19 protein-coding genes and 1 tRNA gene are annotated in these 17,607 nt (G+C 62.0%); 14 read left to right on the forward strand and 6 right to left on the reverse strand.

Going from position 1 to position 17,607, the window contains the following annotated elements; all coding sequences use genetic code 11:
- Positions 1-180: 180 nt before the first annotated feature.
- The 6 genes from EP237_RS19545 to EP237_RS19570 all read left to right on the forward strand — a co-directional run bounded on the left by EP237_RS19545 (position 181) and on the right by EP237_RS19570 (position 5,851).
- A complete protein-coding gene (locus EP237_RS19545) occupies positions 181-1,068 on the forward strand; it encodes a Hint domain-containing protein (RefSeq protein ID WP_127562568.1) in 888 nt (295 codons plus the stop codon).
- Positions 1,069-1,234: 166 nt separating this feature from the next.
- Positions 1,235-2,191: a Hint domain-containing protein gene (locus EP237_RS19550; protein ID WP_164744773.1), complete on the forward strand. Its 957-nt coding sequence runs from the start codon at positions 1,235-1,237 to the stop codon at positions 2,189-2,191.
- A gap of 268 nt (positions 2,192-2,459) precedes the next feature.
- On the forward strand, positions 2,460-3,374 hold the full coding sequence (locus EP237_RS19555) for a Hint domain-containing protein (protein ID WP_127562570.1): 915 nt from the start codon (positions 2,460-2,462) through the stop codon (positions 3,372-3,374).
- Between the two features lie 105 nt (positions 3,375-3,479).
- Complete coding sequence (locus tag EP237_RS19560) at positions 3,480-4,220, forward strand: metallophosphoesterase family protein (RefSeq protein ID WP_127562571.1); 741 nt, start codon at positions 3,480-3,482, stop codon at positions 4,218-4,220.
- Positions 4,207-5,088, forward strand: coding sequence for an EamA family transporter (locus tag EP237_RS19565; protein WP_127562572.1), 882 nt, complete (start codon positions 4,207-4,209; stop codon positions 5,086-5,088). The genes EP237_RS19560 and EP237_RS19565 overlap by 14 nt, the downstream gene beginning before the upstream one ends.
- A 70-nt stretch (positions 5,089-5,158) precedes the next feature.
- Positions 5,159-5,851 carry a DUF1638 domain-containing protein gene (locus EP237_RS19570; protein WP_127562573.1) on the forward strand — a complete coding sequence of 231 codons (693 nt, stop codon included), beginning with the start codon at positions 5,159-5,161 and terminating at the stop codon, positions 5,849-5,851.
- 67 nt (positions 5,852-5,918) lie between these two features.
- Here the strand turns inward: EP237_RS19570 and EP237_RS19575 are convergent, their stop codons facing one another.
- Positions 5,919-6,350, reverse strand: a complete 432-nt coding sequence (locus EP237_RS19575; RefSeq protein ID WP_127562574.1) for a SufE family protein — start codon at positions 6,348-6,350, stop codon at positions 5,919-5,921.
- 119 nt (positions 6,351-6,469) lie between these two features.
- Between EP237_RS19575 and EP237_RS19580 the strand changes: the two genes are divergently transcribed.
- On the forward strand, positions 6,470-6,925 hold the full coding sequence (locus tag EP237_RS19580; protein ID WP_127562575.1) for a hypothetical protein: 456 nt from the start codon (positions 6,470-6,472) through the stop codon (positions 6,923-6,925).
- Between the two features lie 93 nt (positions 6,926-7,018).
- Here the strand turns inward: EP237_RS19580 and rnd are convergent, their stop codons facing one another.
- From rnd to purM, 3 genes are all read right to left on the reverse strand, one after another.
- Positions 7,019-8,182 carry a ribonuclease D gene (gene rnd / locus EP237_RS19585; protein WP_127562576.1) on the reverse strand — a complete coding sequence of 388 codons (1,164 nt, stop codon included), beginning with the start codon at positions 8,180-8,182 and terminating at the stop codon, positions 7,019-7,021.
- A 280-nt stretch (positions 8,183-8,462) separates the two neighbouring features.
- The gene (gene purN / locus EP237_RS19590; RefSeq protein ID WP_127562577.1) at positions 8,463-9,056 is read right to left on the reverse strand and encodes a phosphoribosylglycinamide formyltransferase; all 594 of its coding nucleotides are present in this window, start codon (positions 9,054-9,056) and stop codon (positions 8,463-8,465) included.
- Positions 9,053-10,099 (reverse strand): phosphoribosylformylglycinamidine cyclo-ligase, encoded by a 1,047-nt coding sequence (purM, locus tag EP237_RS19595; RefSeq protein ID WP_127562578.1) that lies wholly within the window; start codon positions 10,097-10,099, stop codon positions 9,053-9,055. Before purM ends, purN begins: the two co-directional genes overlap by 4 nt.
- 171 nt (positions 10,100-10,270) lie before the next feature.
- Here purM and EP237_RS19600 point away from each other — a divergent pair, with 171 nt between their 5' ends.
- The 4 genes from EP237_RS19600 to EP237_RS19615 all read left to right on the forward strand — a co-directional run bounded on the left by EP237_RS19600 (position 10,271) and on the right by EP237_RS19615 (position 13,077).
- The gene (locus EP237_RS19600; protein ID WP_127562579.1) at positions 10,271-11,194 is read left to right on the forward strand and encodes a Hint domain-containing protein; all 924 of its coding nucleotides are present in this window, start codon (positions 10,271-10,273) and stop codon (positions 11,192-11,194) included.
- 252 nt (positions 11,195-11,446) lie between these two features.
- The gene (locus EP237_RS19605) at positions 11,447-11,974 is read left to right on the forward strand and encodes a phage tail protein (RefSeq protein WP_127562580.1); all 528 of its coding nucleotides are present in this window, start codon (positions 11,447-11,449) and stop codon (positions 11,972-11,974) included.
- Between the two features lie 74 nt (positions 11,975-12,048).
- Positions 12,049-12,498, forward strand: a complete 450-nt coding sequence (locus EP237_RS19610) for a DUF6916 family protein (RefSeq protein WP_127562581.1) — start codon at positions 12,049-12,051, stop codon at positions 12,496-12,498.
- Between the two features lie 78 nt (positions 12,499-12,576).
- Positions 12,577-13,077, forward strand: coding sequence for a GNAT family N-acetyltransferase (locus EP237_RS19615; protein ID WP_127562582.1), 501 nt, complete (start codon positions 12,577-12,579; stop codon positions 13,075-13,077).
- A 3-nt stretch (positions 13,078-13,080) separates the two neighbouring features.
- Here the strand turns inward: EP237_RS19615 and EP237_RS19620 are convergent, their stop codons facing one another.
- Entirely contained in the window at positions 13,081-13,416 is a 336-nt protein-coding gene (locus tag EP237_RS19620) for a DUF6916 family protein (RefSeq protein WP_127562583.1), read from the reverse strand.
- A gap of 296 nt (positions 13,417-13,712) precedes the next feature.
- On the opposite strand from EP237_RS19620, the gene EP237_RS19625 reads away from it, so the two are divergent.
- The 3 genes from EP237_RS19625 (at position 13,713) to EP237_RS19635 (ending at position 16,245) form a co-directional block, all read left to right on the forward strand.
- On the forward strand, positions 13,713-14,618 hold the full coding sequence (locus tag EP237_RS19625) for a Hint domain-containing protein (protein ID WP_127562584.1): 906 nt from the start codon (positions 13,713-13,715) through the stop codon (positions 14,616-14,618).
- Positions 14,619-14,883: 265 nt separating this feature from the next.
- Positions 14,884-16,080, forward strand: a complete 1,197-nt coding sequence (locus EP237_RS19630; RefSeq protein ID WP_127562585.1) for a Hint domain-containing protein — start codon at positions 14,884-14,886, stop codon at positions 16,078-16,080.
- Positions 16,081-16,168: 88 nt separating this feature from the next.
- Positions 16,169-16,245 (forward strand) — tRNA-Ile (locus EP237_RS19635).
- A 10-nt stretch (positions 16,246-16,255) separates the two neighbouring features.
- Here EP237_RS19635 and EP237_RS19640 read toward each other — a convergent pair.
- Positions 16,256-17,572, reverse strand: a complete 1,317-nt coding sequence (locus EP237_RS19640; RefSeq protein ID WP_127562586.1) for an ATP-binding protein — start codon at positions 17,570-17,572, stop codon at positions 16,256-16,258.
- Positions 17,573-17,607: the final 35 nt, after the last annotated feature.

Raw genomic sequence — 17,607 nt, forward strand, 5'->3', positions numbered from 1 at the left:
TGAGCGCCCGGCAGGTGCCGGGGCGAATAAGGGCACGGTTGGCGGAGAAGGCGGTGGCTTAACGGTAGCGTGAGCAGGGTGGCTCAGCTTCCGCGTCGAGTGCGCAACACATTTGATCCAGAAGTTCGGATGCGTCATGCTTTGTTCGGGAATTGGGGATTGTGATATCGGGGTATCATCATGGCTACATGGCAGGCGACTCACTACGTGGACTACAATCAAAGCGGTAATCTGGCGGGTGCGGGAACCCTTTCGGCACCTGCGTCCCGCTGGCTGCTCGATGACGGAGATGCAGATACGTCGTTTGAAGTCGGCGACGTTTTCACCAACGATCTGGGCCAATACACCTATCTGGGCACCGTGGAAGTGGACGGGATTACCGCCCCGGCCTTCGAATATGATGCCCCGGGGGTCTCAATCTACGATGGCTATGTCACGGTTTTCTTGCAGGGGCCCTCGACCGCCCCGAGTACGACGCTGTCGATCACGCCGGAAAGCTATATCACCTGTTTCCTGGCCGGATCGCTAATTGCCACGCTAGATGGGGAACGGCCGGTCGAAACGCTTGGGGTCGGTGACAGGATCATGTCGGCAACGGGTGTGGTGTCAGTCAACTGGATCGGTCGTCAGACCGTCTCCACCCGTTTCGGCCCTGCCGAGCGGCTTATGCCGGTGCGGTTCGCTGCCGGGTCTCTGGGTGCGGGTGTGCCGCATTCCGACCTGACGGTCACAGCCGATCATGGGATGCTGGTCGATGGGGTGATCTGTCATGCGGGCGCGCTGGTAAATGGCACGACGATCACCCGCGTGCCTCTGGCTGAAATGGGCCAGAAATACACCGTCTACCACATCGAAACCGAGGAACACGAGATCATCCTCGCCAACGGGGCGCCCGCCGAGACCTTCATCGACAACGTCTCCCGCCGCGCCTTCGACAATTACGCCGAGTTCGAGACGCTCTATGGCGACGTGCCGGAGATGGAGGAGTTGCCCTACCCCCGCGCCATGAGTGCCCGACAGGTGCCGGGCTGGATCAGACGCGCGCTGTCCGCCGGGCAGGCGGCCTGATCGCAATCACGCCGTGCAGGCAGGGTTTCTGCGCGGCGGATCACATGGCAGACGGCCGCGGCCCGACGCAATCGACCGGAGGTTCCGCCCGGCAGTGTGAGGGCCTGTAGCCCCCCGTTCGCGCAGCCATGGCGGGAACGGGGCGCAAGTCTGAATGGGGGAAACCATGCCAACATCTTTCGTATTCGACGGCTACGCCTGGGTCAACGACAGGGGCTCTGTCGATGGCTACGCCACGGGGCCGAATATCCCGACCATCACGGCCAGTGTCGATGACGGCTCCATCGACGTTGGGGATCTGGTCACGCTTTCCGGCATGGCCCCCGATGTCTACGATGAGTTCGCGGGCTCTCCCTTCGACTGGGACGGCGCAATGCGCTATTCCGGGACGGGCACCTTTGACGGCCTGACCGGCTACGTTTTCCGGCTGGAGCCGACAGCGACCGTCCCCGACGGCTATTTCGTGGTCTTCGACACCGCGCCGGGCCCCGTCCTGAACGATCTGGAAGCCTTTTTTGACGACCCGAGCACGCAGACCCTCGGGACCACCGCACTGACCTGTTTCCTCGCCGGAACCGAGATCATGACGGCAGACGGCCCGGTTCGGGTGGAAGACCTTGCCATCGGGGCGCAGCTTCGAACCGCTACGGGGGGCACCTGCACAGCACGATGGATCGGGCGGCAGACCGTGATGACCCGCTTCGGCCCCGCGGAACGCCTGATGCCGGTGCGGTTTGCGGCGGGGTCTTTGGGTGTGGGCCTGCCGCAGACGGATCTGACGGTGACCGCCGACCACGGGATGCTGGTGGAGGACATCATCTGCCACGCGGGGGCGCTCGTGAATGGGACGACCATCGCGCGGGTGCCTCTCGCTGAGATGGGTGAGTCCTACACCGTCTATCACGTCGAGACAGAAGCGCACGAGATCATCCTCGCCAACGGCGCGCCTGCCGAGACCTTCATCGACAATGTCTCGCGCCGCGTGTTCGACAACTACACCGAGTTCGAAACTCTCTACGGTGATGTGCCCGAGATGGAAGAACTGCCCTTCCCCCGCGCCATGAGTGCCAGACAGGTGCCGGAGCGGATCAGCCGAAAGCTTTCAGCCGCTCAAGCCGCATGATATTCCGCACTCTGGGTGGCCGGATATGACCAGTTACCGCAGCCCCCCCCCCGGGCCACGCATGCTGCTGGCACCAGCGCCTTACAACAGTTGAAACTGCGGCCTGGCTCTTACTTTGGCCAAGCTGTCGCGTGCGGGCGCTTTTAATTGACGAATCAAATAATATAATATGGCATTATCTCGCGGCGCAGGTCTCCCTGCGCTGCGGCCTGCGCCAAGCATGGCGGTTGGCCACGTCCGTTTCTGACCTGTGACATAAGGTGGTGCCATGGCAGATCTCTTCTTCCCAACCGGAACCCAGTTCATCGCCTATGACGGTCCCTCGGGCGCGTTTGCAGGATCGGGCACCGTCGATACCGATACCATCTTCCGTGAGACGACCGCGCCGAACTCGGTCTTTGACACGACCGAGCCGATTGACGTCATCCAGTATGGCTATGTCCACCGGCTCGCGACCTATCAGGGAACCGTGACATTCGAAGGGCAGCAATATCCCGTATTCCGACTGGTCAACAATGGGGGCTTTGCCTATGATCAAACTGTGGTTTTTGGCTCGAGTCTGTCCGACGCCTTTCCGACGGTCGCATCCCTGAATCTTGACAGCTCGGATTATCCGTTCTGCTTCCTCAGCGGCACCAGGATTGCCACGCCAATTGGCTCCGTCGCGGTAGAGGAGCTGTGCATCGGAGATTCAATCCTCACGTTTGACGGCCGCTGCGTTCCGATCAAATGGATCGGATACCAAACGGTTTCCACCCGGTTTGGCCCCGCCGAGCGACTGATGCCGGTACGCTTCGCCTCCGGGTCGCTTGGGAGTGGCCTGCCGCAGACTGACCTGACCGTTACGGCGGATCATGGGATGCTTGTGGATGGGGTGATCTGCCACGCGGGCGCGCTATTGAACGGAACCAGCATAACCCGCGTGCCTCTCGCTGAGATGGGCGAGACCTACACGGTCTACCACATCGAGACAGAAGAGCACGAGATCATCCTCGCCAACGGCGCCCCTGCCGAGACCTTTATCGACAATGTCTCCCGCCGCGCCTTCGACAATTACGCCGAGTTCAAGGCGCTCTATGGCGATGTGCCCGAAATGGAGGAACTGCCCTACCCTCGCGCGATGAGCGCAAGGCAGGTGCCGGGCGTAATCCGGGCGAAACTCGGCTGTACGCAGGCCGCCTGAGCGCGTTCCGCGTGGCGGCAGCGGTCTGCTGCCCCTGCGCGGCCTTGCTGTCGGAATCCGTTCATTCGCTTGCATCGGATGGCCAAGTCGGTGCAACTCAGTCCCATGCGACTCTATGCTATCGGAGATGTTCACGGCCATCCGGACCTGCTGCAACAGGCGCTGGACCGGATCGAGGCCGACCGTGCCCGGACGGGCGATTACGCCGCGCCGGTGGTGCAGATCGGCGATCTGGTGGACCGGGGGCCGGACAGCCGCGGCGTGGTTCAGGCACTGATGGACCTGACGGCGCGCGACCCGCGCGTGACGGTGCTGAAGGGCAATCACGACAACATGTTCGCGCTGTTCCTCGACAGCCCGCCACGCGTTGACCCGCGTCTCAGGGCCGATCTGACCTGGCTGCATCCACGGCTTGGCGGGCGGGACACGCTGGCAAGCTACGGGCTGGACCCCGACCTGCCCGAAGACCGGCTGCACGAAGAGGCATTGCGCGCCGTGCCGAAGGCGCATCGGGACTTCCTGAGCGCCCTGCCCCTGTCGGCCCGCCATGGCGATTGCCTTCTGGTGCATGCCGGTATCCGCCCCGGCGTTCCAATGGCGCAGCAGGAGCCAAGCGATCTGTTGTGGATCCGTCACGAATTTCTGGACGATCCCCGAGACCACGGCCCGCTTGTCGTCCACGGGCACACCCCGGTGGATCGGGTCGAGCATCACGGCAACCGGTTGGCCATCGACACGGGCGCGGCCTATGGCGGCCCCCTGTCCGCGGTGGTCATCGAGGCACGTCAGGTCTGGCTGCTGACCCCCGACGGTCGGCAGGACATCCGCCCCCATGCCCCTGCGTGATCTGATCCTCATCGGGCTGGTCGTTCTGGCCTGGGGCAGCAACTTCACCGCGATGAAACTGGCCTTGGAGGACCTGCCGCCGTTCCTCTTCGTCGGCCTGCGCTTCGCGATCCTTCTGCCTCTGCTGGTCGTGCTGAAACGCCCGAAAGTGCCGTGGTGGAAGATCATCGCCGTGGGCGCATTGATCAATATGGGCCAGTTCGCCTTTCTGTTCGCGGCCCTTGCGGCGGGTGCCTCGGCGGGGCTGGCCTCGCTCCTGATCCAGACGCAGGTGCCGCTGACGATCCTGCTGTCGTTCCTGGTATTCGGGGAACGCATCCGCCCCCTGCAGGTGGCCGGGCTGCTTGTGGCGGTGGCAGGCCTTGGGGTCTTCGCGCTTTCAGTCGGGGGCAGCGTGACCCTGACCGGCCTCGGGCTGATCCTGATGGGGGCGCTGTGTTGGGCGCTCGGCAATCTGGTGCTGCGGCGGATGGGGCCGGTGAACACGCTGGCGCTGTTTGTCTGGGCGAGCCTTGTGCCCCCCTTGCCGATGCTGGCCCTGTCCATGACTATCGAGTCCCCCACGCCCTTTGCCACCCTTGCGGCAATGACCGCACAGGGCTGGTTGGCAGTCTTCTACGTGGCCATTGCCTCGACGGTTCTAGGCTATTCGCTCTGGGGCGCCTTGCTGGCGCGGCACCCCGCCTCTGCCGTCACCCCGTTTGCCCTGCTGATTCCGGTCGTGGGGCTGAGCGTGGCCTGGGTGATGTTGGGTGAACGCCCCGCAATAGCGGACTGGATCGGGGCCGCGATCATCCTGACGGGGCTTGCGATCATCCAGACCCGCCCACGTCGCGCCCGGTCCGCACCGCGTCGCGCTGGCCCATGAGGACGGGGCGCGGACAACCTATAGTCAGCCCATGAGCCACGATTCCCTCACCCCTGCACAGGACTGACTCATGCGCCGTTCCCGCAGCGAGACCGACAAGGCCGAACCGCTTGCCCCCGGAGCGCCGCTGGAGGACAACACCCTGACCCGCGCGGGACTGGCCGCGGAGGGCAAAGGCAAGATTCTGCTGCTGGCCTGCGGGGCACTGGCCCATGAAATCGTGGCGCTGAAACGCCTCAATGGCTGGACGCATCTGGACCTGCACTGCCTGCCCGCCATCCTGCACAACAGCCCCGAACGTATCCCGGATGCGGTGGACACCGCCGTCACGAGATACCGCGCGCAATATGAGGACATCTTTGTCGTCTATGCCGATTGCGGCACTGGAGGTCTGCTGAAAGCGCGCTGCGATGCGCTCGGGGTCCAGATGCTGCAAGGACCGCATTGCTATTCCTTTTTCGAGGGCAATCTGGCCTTTGCAGACCGCGCTGAAGACGAGATCACCGCCTTCTATGTCACCGATTTCCTCGTTCGCCAGTTCGATGCCTTCGTGACCAGACCCCTGGGGCTGGATCGCCACCCGGAGCTGCGGAACATGTATTTCGGAAACTATACGAAACTGATCTATCAGGCGCAGACGGAAAACCCGGATCTTCTTGAAAAGGCAAAGGCTTGCGCGGCGTTCTTGAAGTTGGAATTCGTGCACCGAGTCACCGGCTACGGCGATTTGGCCACAGAGCTGAAAACTGTCGCGGAGCGGTGAGGCCGGGCGCGGGGAACCGCTTTGAAAGCGGTTTCTTCAAAGGCGCTTGCAAGCGCCTTGGTCGCGCCTAGCCCAATGCGGCGGTCTGACCGGCCAGCAGGCGAATCCGCTCCACCATCGCGCGCAACCCGTTCGAGCGTTGCGACGACAGGTGATCGTTCAACCCAAGCCGCGCCAGCTCGCCACCTGCATCGACCTTCAGCACCTCGGCCACGCTCAACCCCGAATAAAGCGCATGCAGCACCGCAATCAGCCCGCGCACGATCATCGCGTCGCTGTCGCCCCTGAACCGGAACAGCGCGCCGGGCCCCTCGCCCTCGATCTCGGGCAGAATCCAGACCTGGCTGGCGCAGCCATCGACCTTGGTGGCAGGCACCCGGAACGCATCTTCCAGCGGGTCCATCGCCTTGCCCAGTTCGATCACATGGCGATAGCGCTCTTCCCAATCGTCGAGAAACTCGAACGTGTCGGCAATCTCTTCGAACGCTTCGGTGGCCATGCGTGTCTCCGTCTTCTACCCGCCACAGACCTAGGGCGATGCGTCCCAAAGGTCCAGAGGCGCTTTTCAACCTGTCCTCAATGCGCTAGGCAAGAGCAGATGACAGGCGGAGACAACCGATGACCCCTCGCTTTCTGATGGCCCTTCTTGTGGTGGTGCTTGGCCTGACCGGCTGTGCGTCCCGTCTGAACCCGATGAACTGGTTCGGCCGTGATCGCGAAGAACGGGTGCAGATCAGTGAAACCGTCGCCGCCCCGGTGGATGACCGCCAACTGGTGACCGAGGTGATCAGCCTCAGCGTCGACCCCCTGCCCGGCGGGGCCATCGTGCGCGCCATGGGCCTGCCCCCGCGTCAGGGCTATTGGGAGGCCGATCTGGTCGAGGTGGGCCGCGAAGACGGCGAGATCGTCTTCGAATTCCGCGTCTATCGCCCCGCCGATGCAAATACCCGCGTCGGCACCCAGAGATCGCGCGAAATTCTCGCGGGCACATCGCTGACCACGCAGGACCTTGCAGGGATTCGCCAGATCGTCGTCATCGCGCAACAGAACCGCCGGAGCGTCAGCCGGCGCTAATAGCCCCGCCTGAGCGTGGTGCGGCCGGTTTCTGGCCCCGACTGTTCCACGACCCGCAAGACCGGCCAGCCCTCAAGGACTTGCCGGGCAGGATCAGCTCAGTGCAACGATCTTGACCCGCTGACCCTTGGCTGAAAGAGCAATCTCTCCGTTGCACAGCCGCATCGCGTCCTTGCCGAACACCTCCAGCCGCCAGCCATGCGCCCAGAGCCCGTCACGACCGCCGCAGGCGATATCGTCGAGATCGGCACTGGAGGCGATCAGTTTCTGCGCCACCCCGGCCTCTTCGGCCTTGGCCTTCAACAGCACCCGCAGCAGATCCGCCAAGGCCGGGTTCAGTGCCGACCGGTCCGGCGCATGCGCCGGTTTCGGATGGCGATCGGCGGGCATCTCCAGGCCCCGCTTGACGGCTTCGAGGATTCCGTCACCGATATCGCCCTTGCGCGCCTCGCGCTGCAGCAACCGGGACTTGCCAAGGTCCTGTGCGCTGCGCGGCTTGGTCGAAGCCAGCTCCAGCAGAACATCATCCTTCATGATCCGGTTGCGCGGCACATTGCGCGTCTGCGCGGTCGTCTCGCGAAACTCCGCCAGCTCCTTCAAAACGGCCAGGAACTTGCCTGAATTGGTCCGCGTCTTGACCCGCTTCCAGGCATCTTCGGGCGTCACAACATAGGCGTCGTGATTGGTCAGAACCTTCAGTTCCTCTTCCATCCACGCGGTGCGCCCGGTGCGCTCCAGCTCGCCCGACAGGTATTCGTAGATCTGGCGCAGATGCGTCACATCGGCCAGAGCATAGGTTTTCTGCGCCTCCGACAGCGGGCGGCGCGACCAATCGGTGAAGCGGCTCGACTTATCAAGGCTCGCCTTGGCGATCCGGCGCACCAGCGTCTCATATCCCACCTGTTCGCCAAAGCCGCAGACCATGGCCGCAACCTGCGTATCGAATAGCGGCGCGGGCATCACATCGCCGTCGACATGGAAGATCTCCAGGTCCTGCCGCGCCGCATGGAACACCTTGACCACGCTTTCATTGCGGAAAAGTTCGTAAAGCGGCTCCAGCGACATGCCCTCGGCCAGCGGGTCGATCAGAACCGCATCGGCCGTATCCGTGCCCGGCAGCGCCAGCTGCACGAGGCAAAGCTGCGCGAAATAGGTGCGCTCCCTCAGGAATTCGGTGTCGACAGTAACGTAAGGCACTTTTGCGGCGCGGGCACAGAAATCGGCCAGCGCGTCGGTCGTGGTCAGGGTCTGGGGCAAACGGGCGCCATCCTTCTTTTTCTTGGCTGTAGCGGGACATCCGCCGGTCCGCCCGTGATAGGCCAGCCAGCCGGGAATGAAAAGAGCTCAGACCCCTTTCATCTTGGCGCCAAATACCTCCGCCGGAGGCATCCTGCCCTCTCCACCGGTCCAACCGCCCAACTGGATAAACCGGCATCACCTGAAGTCCGTGGCAACGCGACCCTTCGATGCCTCCGGCGTCAGCCGGGGGTTGAGGAGGGCCGCTCCCGGGTCGACGCGCGATGCGCGGCGAAACCGCTCAGGGCAGCAGGATCGGGGTCCGGTCTCCCGCTGCGAACCGGCGCAGCACCGCCGGATAAAGCAAATGCTCTTGCACCAGCACCCGCGCGGCGAGGGTCTCGGGCGTGTCATCCGCCAAGACCGGCACCCGCGCCTGCCCGAGGATCGGGCCATCGTCCAGTTCCGGCGTCACCTCATGGACGGTGCAGCCATGTTCCGCGTCTCCGGCCTCCAGCACGCGGGCATGGGTGTGAAGACCCCGGTACTTGGGCAACAAGGAGGGATGAATGTTCAGCATTCTGCCCTTGTAGCGGCCCACGAACCCCTCGGTCAGCACCCGCATGAACCCCGCAAGGCAAAGGATATCGGGCTGCGCGGCATCGACCACCCGCGCCAGTTCCGTCTCGAACGCGGCGCGGTCGCCCTTGAAGGGCCGATGGTCCACAACGGCTGTGGGCACATCCATGGCACGGGCCTTGGCCAGCCCGCCCGCATCCGGCAGGTTGGAGATCACGAGACAGGGCCGCGCGGGGTGATCGCCCGTCATGCTTTCGACAAGCGAGACCATGTTTGACCCGCCCCCCGAAATGAAGATCGCGACCCGACGCGTCACGTCAGGGTTCCGCTATAGCGGATGCCCTCGCCTGCAACCACATGCCCAAGCCGCGCGACGGTCTCGCCCTCGGCCTCCAGCAGCGCCGCCAGCGGCTCGGCCCGGTCGGCGGCCACAACCACCACCATGCCAATGCCGGAATTGAAGGTCTTCAGCATCTCGGCCTCGTCCAGGTCCCCCTCGGACATCAGCCATTTGAACACCGGAGGCAGCGCCCAGGATCCAAGGTCGATCTCGGCCCCCATCCCCTCGGGCAGCACGCGCGGCAGGTTCTCGGTCAGCCCGCCGCCGGTGATATGGGCCAGCGCATGCACCCCCCCTGCCCGCACGGCGGCCAGTGCCTGCGTCACGTAAAGCCGCGTCGGGGCCAGCAATGCGCGGCCAAGGCTCTCGCCCCCGAACGGCGCATCGGCCTCCCAGGCCAGGCCCGACCGGTCCACGATCCGGCGCACCAGTGAATAGCCATTGGAATGGACCCCGTCGGACCCAAGCCCGAGCAGGACATCGCCCTGCTCCACATTCGAGGGCAAGGATGCGCCCCGTTCCATCGCGCCCACGGCAAAGCCTGCAAGGTCGAAATCCCCCGGCGCATACATGCCCGGCATCTCGGCTGTCTCGCCTCCGATCAGCGCACAGCCCGAGCGTTTGCAGCCCTCGGCAATGCCCTCGATGATGGTGGCGGCGTCGGCCACGTCCAGCTTGCCGGTGGCGAAATAGTCGAGGAAGAAGAGCGGCTCCGCCCCCTGACAGACCAGATCGTTGACGCACATGGCGACGAGGTCGATCCCGATCGTATCGAAAACGCCGGTGTCGATGGCGATCTTCAGCTTGGTGCCCACCCCGTCGGTGGCGGCCACAAGAACCGGGTCGTCATAGCCCGCTGCCTTGAGATCGAAGAGCGCCCCGAACCCGCCAAGCCCCGACATCACACCGGGCCGCGTGGTGGCCTTGGCGGCGGGCTTGATCCGCTCCACCAGCTCATTGCCCGCGTCGATATCGACACCCGCCTGCGCGTAGGTCAGCCCTTGTTTTTCGTCCGTCATGGCCCGCTCCTTCAAACTTGGCGCCCTGCTAGCAGGGGCCACGGGACGAGTCCATTGCCAGCGTGACGCGGGGCCGGGTCAATCGCTGGTTGCCACAACATGACGCCTTGGTAAGGTTCATGGACCACGTCGAGCGAATGTTCCCACGTTCAGACCCTTGTGTTGCCCGGAATGAAGCAGCCATTCTTGCCCACACCCACGACACATATCGGCGCAGTCCGCTTTACCGGCAATATCTCCGGAAACACTCTGACAATTGGCTCCTCGCCAGCAAACGTCTTCGGGGTCACTCAATGGGATGTGGATGACAGCGGATCCATCAACACCGGCGATTATCTCTATATCAATGCTTCCGCTCAACCTCAGTATTCGGGCTACGGCATCACCCCCATTGGGTCCAGCACGATGTACCCCCTGTTCGTGATTTCGGGATCCGGAGAATACTACGTCCCCCACGACACCGAGATTGGTCCCGGCAATTTTCCGGGCGGCGCCTACACGGTCACTCCGCTGACGGTCTTCTGTTTTCTGGCCGGAACCCTGATCAGCACCCCAAGCGGAGAGATCGCGGTGGAAGACCTGCGCATCGGCGATCAGCTGACAACGGCAGAGGGGTTGGCCGTGCCGGTCAAATGGATCGGCCGCCAGACGGTGTCCACCCGTTTCGGCCCCGCAGACCGGCTGATGCCGGTGCGGTTTGCGGTCGGGTCTTTGGGCAATGGCCTGCCGCATGCAGATCTGACGGTAACAGCTGACCACGGCATGCTGATCGACAGCGTCATCTGCCATGCCGGCGCGCTGGTGAATGGCAGTACGATCACTCAGGTGCCTCTGAAGGAAATGGGCGAGAGCTACACCGTCTACCACATCGAGACAGAAGCCCACGAAATCATCCTCGCCAATGGCACCCCCGCTGAAACCTTCATCGACAATGGCAGTCGTCGGAGCTTCGACAACTTCGCGGAGTTCGAGTCACTTTATGGCGACGTTCCCGAGATGAACGAACTGCCCTATCCGCGCGCCATGTCCGCAAGGCAGGTTCCCGCCCGGATTCGCGTGAGGCTTCAAGACTGCGCACGAAAAGCAATAGCCTGATCTCAAAATCATTTTCGTGAAAGAGGACCTTTGAGGCCCTCTTTTTTGTGCCAATTCGACGGCAATGATTTACAGGGATTACTATTTGATAGCCGCCAGAACTAATAAATGTCTTGACTAAATGAACAGGCCAGAGAATTCTTCATCTGTCCCGATGATATAAGTAACAGTTCCGACAAAACAAAGCTGCGACGCCTGTCGGAGGGACTAATTTACTGCCCGGACCTGGGCTCAAACCATAAGGAAAGCATCATGGCAGAACCATATTTGGGTCAGATTTATCTGGTTGGGTACGACTTTGCGCAGCGAGGTTTTGCGTTTTGCGACGGGCAGCTATTGCCAATATCCTCCAATTCTGCGCTGTTTTCCTTGCTTGGCACCATGTATGGCGGCGACGGCCGGACTACATTCGCGCTGCCCGACTTGCGGGGCCGGGTTGCCATGGGGCGTGGGCACGGGCCGGGTTTGAGTGTGCGCACGATGGGCCAACGTGGCGGATCTGAAACAAATACGCTGACTGTTGCGGAACTCCCGTCCCATAACCATTCTCCGACATTGCACGCTGAATTGAATCCTCCCGGCTCTCCCAGCCCATCCGGCAATATGTTGTCCCTCACGAATATCTATGCAGCCGTAGATTCTGCTGAGGACACACAGCTTGCCACCAATGCCATCAGATCCAGCAATGTCGGCGGCAACCTCCCTGTGAACAATCTGCAGCCCTATCTTGTGTTGAACTACGAGATCGCGCTTCAGGGGATCTTCCCGTCGCGAAGCTAGGCCATCAAAATGTGGTCGCTGCAGAGCCCCTGCGGCAACCATCCCCCTGCTCTTCATTCTTCCAGGAGGATGCCATGACATCTGACACCAAGCTCAGCCGCCGGGGCTATCTGGCAAGCCAGGCCGCCGTGGCGGCTGCGGCGACGGCCCTACCATCTGCGTCATTGGCCCACCCCTCGCCTGAACCTGCCGCAACCGGCCCCGTCGACTGGAGAACGGCAACCGCAGCCGATCTGCAACGCTTTGTCGGCGATCGGTTTCGGGTCACCTCACCTGACGGGTCGGTGACCGTTCTGCACCTGATTGATGTCGTAGCGAGGCCCTTCGGCCCCGATGCGCCCGCCGATCTGCCGCGCGCCGAAGGGGTGAGCGCTGTCTTCGACAGCCCCGACAAGGCCCCTCTCGTCGAGGCCGGCCACATGACCCGGCGCATCAGCCATATGCATCTGGGCGGCGCGGATCTGTTCCTTGGCCCGGTGCACACGCGTGACGGGTCTGACATGCTGGAACTGACCCTGAGTTGAGGCTGTGCAGCACCTAGGAAATGGCCTGCCGCACATATTGCGGCGGGCCTTAACGTTGAAATCACAAGGGAAATCCTGATGCAGCTGACGCGAGCCAAGATCGGCTTTCGCATGATCGAAGATGCGGACCGGGCCTTTCTCTTTGATCTCTATGCCTCCACGCGCGATTGGGAGTTTCAGCAGACCAGCTGGACCGAAGCAGACTGGCGGGACTTCCTGCAAGGGCAGTTTGCCGCGCAGGATCTGCATTACCAGCGGGCATTCCCCAATGCGATCAGACGGATCATCCAGATCGACGGGCGCGATATCGGGCGGCTTTACCTCGACCGGCAGGATGACTGTCTGCGCATCATCGAGCTCTCGCTGATCCCGGACGCGCGCGGGCGCGGGATCGGCACCGATCTTCTGCGCAGCCTGATGAACGAGGCCCATGGCGGCAAGGTTCCGGTGCGTCTGCATGTGGAAAAACACAGCCCGGCGCTCAATCTCTATCGCCGTCACGGCTTTCGCGCGGTATCGGACGCGGGCCACCATGTCGCGATGGAATGGATGCCGAACACCGGGCCCAGGGAGATCTGAGGATCAGTTGAACACCGTCTCGTAGAGAATGCAGTCGTGATCCTGCCGGAACGGCTTGATGAACAGGTCCAGCTGTCCCAACTCCGGATGCGCAACACAGTGCATTCCCGATGGAAGCAGCGCGTCACGCGGTCCTTCCCATGTCAGGGCAAACCCCTTGCGCGGGGGGTAGAGCACACCATCAATGACCAGTTCATTATCGCGTATCATCGAGCCATGAAAAATCTTCACATTGTCCAGCAGCAATTCAATGTCACCTTCGCAAGTTGTGACGGTGAATTTCTGAGCCACGAAAGGTTCAAAGGTGTCATGAGTTGCTGTGATCAGATCAATGGTCATATCTGGCTTTCAAACGGATCAAGTCTCCTATTGACCTGAAAACTGCCGCAAAGGTCAAGGTTGGATTAAAGATGACCGCATTTTGATTGTCATCGGCGATAGCAGTAATGAACCCTGTAAATCAATAAGAGCAACCACCTGCCTGATTATATTTTTCCCCGCTTAATCCTGTGGACCCACACACAAAAACAATCTAGATATGAATTCTGGAAATCACCCTTTGGGTCCACAATCGACCACGATTGGCAGCTTGGGGTTTCTTCAGCGGTTACAGTCAGGAATAACGAGGATTTCAAATGCCAGCATATGTTGCAACCCATTCAACGATTTATGGCGATACCGGCGGAAGAACGGACAACTGGCTTCCGGGGACTGTCACGGACAATAACGGGGATGTTTGGGTTCTGTCGGAAGCGATGGACGACGGGGGCACCGGAAATGGTTCAACCGTAATTATCGGGAGCGGAACCTTCGCAGGCACTGTCACGGTGAACGGCAAGGAATTTCCGGTCCTGCTAACCGGGTCGAATGATTATACCGTTCTTTATGACAATGCGACCGATCACGCGCAGGGGTTGCTCGACTTCGCCACCCATGCCTCCATTGCCTCGGCGCTTGACACATCCGATTTCACTGCCTGCTTCGCCGAAGGCACGGGCATTGCAACCTCTACCGGGGATGTGGCCGTCGAAACCCTGTCGATCGGTGACACGGTTCTGAACGCTGATGGCGCAGAGGTCGCCGTGAAATGGATCGGGCGGCAGACGGTCAAGACCATGTTCAAACCCGCTGAACGTGTGGCGCCCGTGCGCTTTGCAGCCGGGTCGCTTGGCGAGGGATTACCCGTGACCGACCTGACGGTCACCGCCGATCACGGAATGCTCGTGTCTGGCATCATCTGCCATGCTGGCGCGTTGGTGAACGGCACCACCATCACCCGCGTTCCGATGAAGGAGCTGGGCGAAAGCTACACCGTCTACCACGTTGAGGCCGAGAACCACGAAATCATCCTCGCCAATGGCGCCCCGGCCGAGACCTTCATCGACAACGTGAGCCGCCGGGTCTTCGACAATTTCGCCGAATTCGAGGCGCTCTATGGCGATGTGCCGGAGATGGAAGAACTGCCCTACCCCCGCGCCATGAGCGCCCGGCAGGTGCCGCAAAAAGTCCGTGGCACGCTCGACTCCAGATGTGTGGCTTGACGGCAATCAAGGCCAGACAAATCGAACACGGCGGTGCGCTTCCCTGTGTGATGTGAAACTTGGCGACTGCGAAGCATCTTGAGCCCTTAGGCCGGGCCAAAATGCACACACCACTTGAGCGTGTCGTCCCCGCTATTGCCCGTTTTCATTGTGGAGTTGCCCAGAGGCAGTCTGCTGTCTACAGTAAAGTGGGGTCGAGGTCGTGATTTGATTGATTTCGCATAGCTTTGCCTTTTGACGGACACTTTTATTTTGGGGGAATAACATGCCACTTTCAGCGGGCGACATCGCTTTCGTATCCTACTACGCCGACAGTCCGGAATCCTTTTCATTCGTTGCGCTGACCAGTATCAGTGCAGGGGATGTCATATCTTTCACCGACTCCGGCGTGCGTAGCGACACCGGTCAAATCAACCCTGGCGCATCGTCTGTGGAGGGAATTCTCGACTGGACCGCGCCCGCGGGCGGGGTTCCCGCCGGAACCGTTGTTACGATTTCCAGCAACGGAATTTTTACACCTTCGGAAACGATTTCAGTTTCACATGGTTCGGTTGTCGTTGCAGATGATCCAGTGTCTCTGAACGGTGGCAGCGGAGATCAGCTGTTCGCTTTCACGGGCAGTATAGCGAGCCCGAATTATCTTGCCGGCGTAAACGCTAACAATTCTGACTGGGAATCCAGTCTGACATTCGACAGCACCACGCTTTCGGTGCTTCCTACCGGTCTGGTTGATGGCGTTAGCGCGATGCATCAGACCACATTAGCTGACAACATGTTCTACAGCGGGCCTAGCAGCTTTGCGACGCCCGCAGCCGGGCTTGCGGCGATCAACGACTTTAGCAACTGGACGTCCAGCGATGGCGCGCTTGTGAATAGTGGACCGAGCAGTTTTCTCTTTTGCTTTGCTGCAGGCACGCTGATCGCATCGGCAACCGGGGACCGTGCTGTCGAGAACCTTGAAATCGGCGACCTGATAGTCACGCAGGATGGACGGCGCGTGCCTGTGAAATGGATCGGCCGCCAGACCGTCAAGACTATGTTCCTCCCGGCAGAACGTGTGACCCCTGTGCGCTTTGCAACCGGTTCTCTTGGAAACGGCCTTCCGCATTCCGACCTGACGGTCACCGCCGATCACGGCATGCTGGTGGATGGCGTGATCTGCCATGCAGGGGCCTTGGTGAACGGGACGACGATCACGCGGGTGCCACTGGCCGAGATGGGGGAGACCTACACCGTCTACCATATCGAGACCGAGGCGCATGAGATCATCCTCGCCAATGGCGCGCCGGCAGAGACCTTCATCGACAATGTCTCCCGCCGGGTCTTCGACAACTACGCCGAATTCGAGGCAATCTATGGCGATGTGCCGGAAATGGCAGAACTGCCCTACCCCCGTGCCATGAGCGCCCGGCAGGTGCCCGTGCATATCGCGCGTTTGCTCGGTGCGTCGAAAGTCGCCTGACCGAAGCCCAAGATCGGATGCGGGGGCCTGATCGGCCCTCGCGACGGGCTTGACCCCGCCCCTCATCCTGATATTTCCTCGCCTCGGCGGGCCTGTAGCTCAATTGGTTAGAGCAGAGCGCTCATAACGCTTTGGTTGCGGGTTCAAGTCCTGCCGGGCCTACCAAAATTCCGCCTTACCGCGCCAGCACCAGATCGACACGCAGCCCGCCCATATCCTCGGAGCGCGACAGGCGCATGGTGCCACCATGACTGCGGGCGATGTCATTGGCGATGGCCAGTCCCAGCCCGACGCCACCTCCCCGGTTCTGGTTTCGCGCCTCGTCCAGCCGGGCAAAGGGACGAATGGCGCGGTCCCGATCCTCAGGCGCAATGCCCGGCCCGTCGTCCTCGACAGTCAACCGCAGCGCACGATCCAGAACCGTCAGCGTCAGCCGCGCGCGGCTGCCATAGCGCAGCGCATTGACCAGAAGATTCGACAGGGCACGTTTGACCGCGCCGGGACGCAGGGCGACCTCTGGGACCGCTTCAGGCAGCACGAGCTCTACCTGTCCGCCCATGCGGACCGCATCATCGACGACCTTGCGCAGAAGGGCCAGGATGTCGACGCTTTCCGGATCATCCAGCGCATCGGCCCGGGCGAAATCCAGAAACGCGGTCAGCAGAGATTCCATCTCTTCGACATCGCGCAGCAGGTCGTCGGTCTCCGGCCCGGAGTCCAGCAAGGACAGACCCAGTTTCAGCCGGGTCAACGGCGTGCGCAGGTCATGGCTGACCCCCGACAGCATCATGGTCCGCTGCTCGATCTGCCGCTCGATCCGCGCCCGCATCTCCAGAAAGGCGCGGCCAGCGGCCCGCACTTCCAGCGCGCCCGAGGGCTTGTAGGGCGCGACCCTTCCCTTGCCGAAGGCTTCTGCCACCCGCGCCAGCCGCCGGATCGGCCTCACCTGGTTGCGCAGGAAGACAAAGGCCACGGCGGTCATCAGAATCCCCGTCAGGATCATGATGACGAACAGCTGATGCGGGTTGGAGGCCGACACGCGTCGCCGGTCGATCTCCAGCATCAGCGTGTCCTGGTCGCGCCCCAATGCCAGAAAGACCCGCCGGTCGTTGCGCGCAAGGTCGATCCAGACGATTTCCGGCACCATCCCCTGCAAGGTCGAGATCACGACGCGCCCCGAAAGGTCATACCAACGGCGCGATACATCGGTTTCGGAAACCCAGTCCGGTATGGCCGCATCGCTTCGCGCCAGATCCAGCCGGGCCGCCACCGCCATGGCGGCCTCGGCCCCGTCCGCCTGCAAGTGATCCGACACCAGCCGCAGGTCGTGCCCAAGCGCCGAGGTCAGTTGCCAGGTGACATCCTCGAAATGACGTTGCAGGAAGGCCACCGACACGACAAGCTGCAATGACACGATGGGCACCACGAGGATCAGCGCGGCCCGGCCATAGAGCCCCCGCGGCATGAATTGTTTGAGCCAGTCCCATTGCATGGCCCCATCTAACCCCGCGACCGGGGCAGAGGAAA

The organism is Nioella ostreopsis (genome assembly GCF_004000255.1).
GTDB lineage: Bacteria > Pseudomonadota > Alphaproteobacteria > Rhodobacterales > Rhodobacteraceae > Nioella > Nioella ostreopsis.

What these genes read in the sequence shown, in the direction of transcription:
- EP237_RS19545 (WP_127562568.1), top strand. Translation starts at nt 181, where the DNA reads ATGGCTACATGGCAGGCGACTCACTACGTGGACTACAATCAAAGCGGT.
- EP237_RS19550 (WP_164744773.1), top strand. Translation starts at nt 1,235, where the DNA reads ATGCCAACATCTTTCGTATTCGACGGCTACGCCTGGGTCAACGACAGG.
- EP237_RS19555 (WP_127562570.1), top strand. Translation starts at nt 2,460, where the DNA reads ATGGCAGATCTCTTCTTCCCAACCGGAACCCAGTTCATCGCCTATGAC.
- EP237_RS19560 (WP_127562571.1), top strand. Translation starts at nt 3,480, where the DNA reads ATGCGACTCTATGCTATCGGAGATGTTCACGGCCATCCGGACCTGCTG.
- EP237_RS19565 (WP_127562572.1), top strand. Translation starts at nt 4,207, where the DNA reads ATGCCCCTGCGTGATCTGATCCTCATCGGGCTGGTCGTTCTGGCCTGG.
- EP237_RS19570 (WP_127562573.1), top strand. Translation starts at nt 5,159, where the DNA reads ATGCGCCGTTCCCGCAGCGAGACCGACAAGGCCGAACCGCTTGCCCCC.
- EP237_RS19575 (WP_127562574.1), bottom strand. Translation starts at nt 6,350, where the DNA reads ATGGCCACCGAAGCGTTCGAAGAGATTGCCGACACGTTCGAGTTTCTC.
- EP237_RS19580 (WP_127562575.1), top strand. Translation starts at nt 6,470, where the DNA reads ATGACCCCTCGCTTTCTGATGGCCCTTCTTGTGGTGGTGCTTGGCCTG.
- purM (WP_127562578.1), bottom strand. Translation starts at nt 10,099, where the DNA reads ATGACGGACGAAAAACAAGGGCTGACCTACGCGCAGGCGGGTGTCGAT.
- EP237_RS19600 (WP_127562579.1), top strand. Translation starts at nt 10,271, where the DNA reads ATGAAGCAGCCATTCTTGCCCACACCCACGACACATATCGGCGCAGTC.
- EP237_RS19605 (WP_127562580.1), top strand. Translation starts at nt 11,447, where the DNA reads ATGGCAGAACCATATTTGGGTCAGATTTATCTGGTTGGGTACGACTTT.
- EP237_RS19610 (WP_127562581.1), top strand. Translation starts at nt 12,049, where the DNA reads ATGACATCTGACACCAAGCTCAGCCGCCGGGGCTATCTGGCAAGCCAG.
- EP237_RS19615 (WP_127562582.1), top strand. Translation starts at nt 12,577, where the DNA reads ATGCAGCTGACGCGAGCCAAGATCGGCTTTCGCATGATCGAAGATGCG.
- EP237_RS19620 (WP_127562583.1), bottom strand. Translation starts at nt 13,416, where the DNA reads ATGACCATTGATCTGATCACAGCAACTCATGACACCTTTGAACCTTTC.
- EP237_RS19625 (WP_127562584.1), top strand. Translation starts at nt 13,713, where the DNA reads ATGCCAGCATATGTTGCAACCCATTCAACGATTTATGGCGATACCGGC.
- EP237_RS19630 (WP_127562585.1), top strand. Translation starts at nt 14,884, where the DNA reads ATGCCACTTTCAGCGGGCGACATCGCTTTCGTATCCTACTACGCCGAC.
- EP237_RS19640 (WP_127562586.1), bottom strand. Translation starts at nt 17,572, where the DNA reads ATGCAATGGGACTGGCTCAAACAATTCATGCCGCGGGGGCTCTATGGC.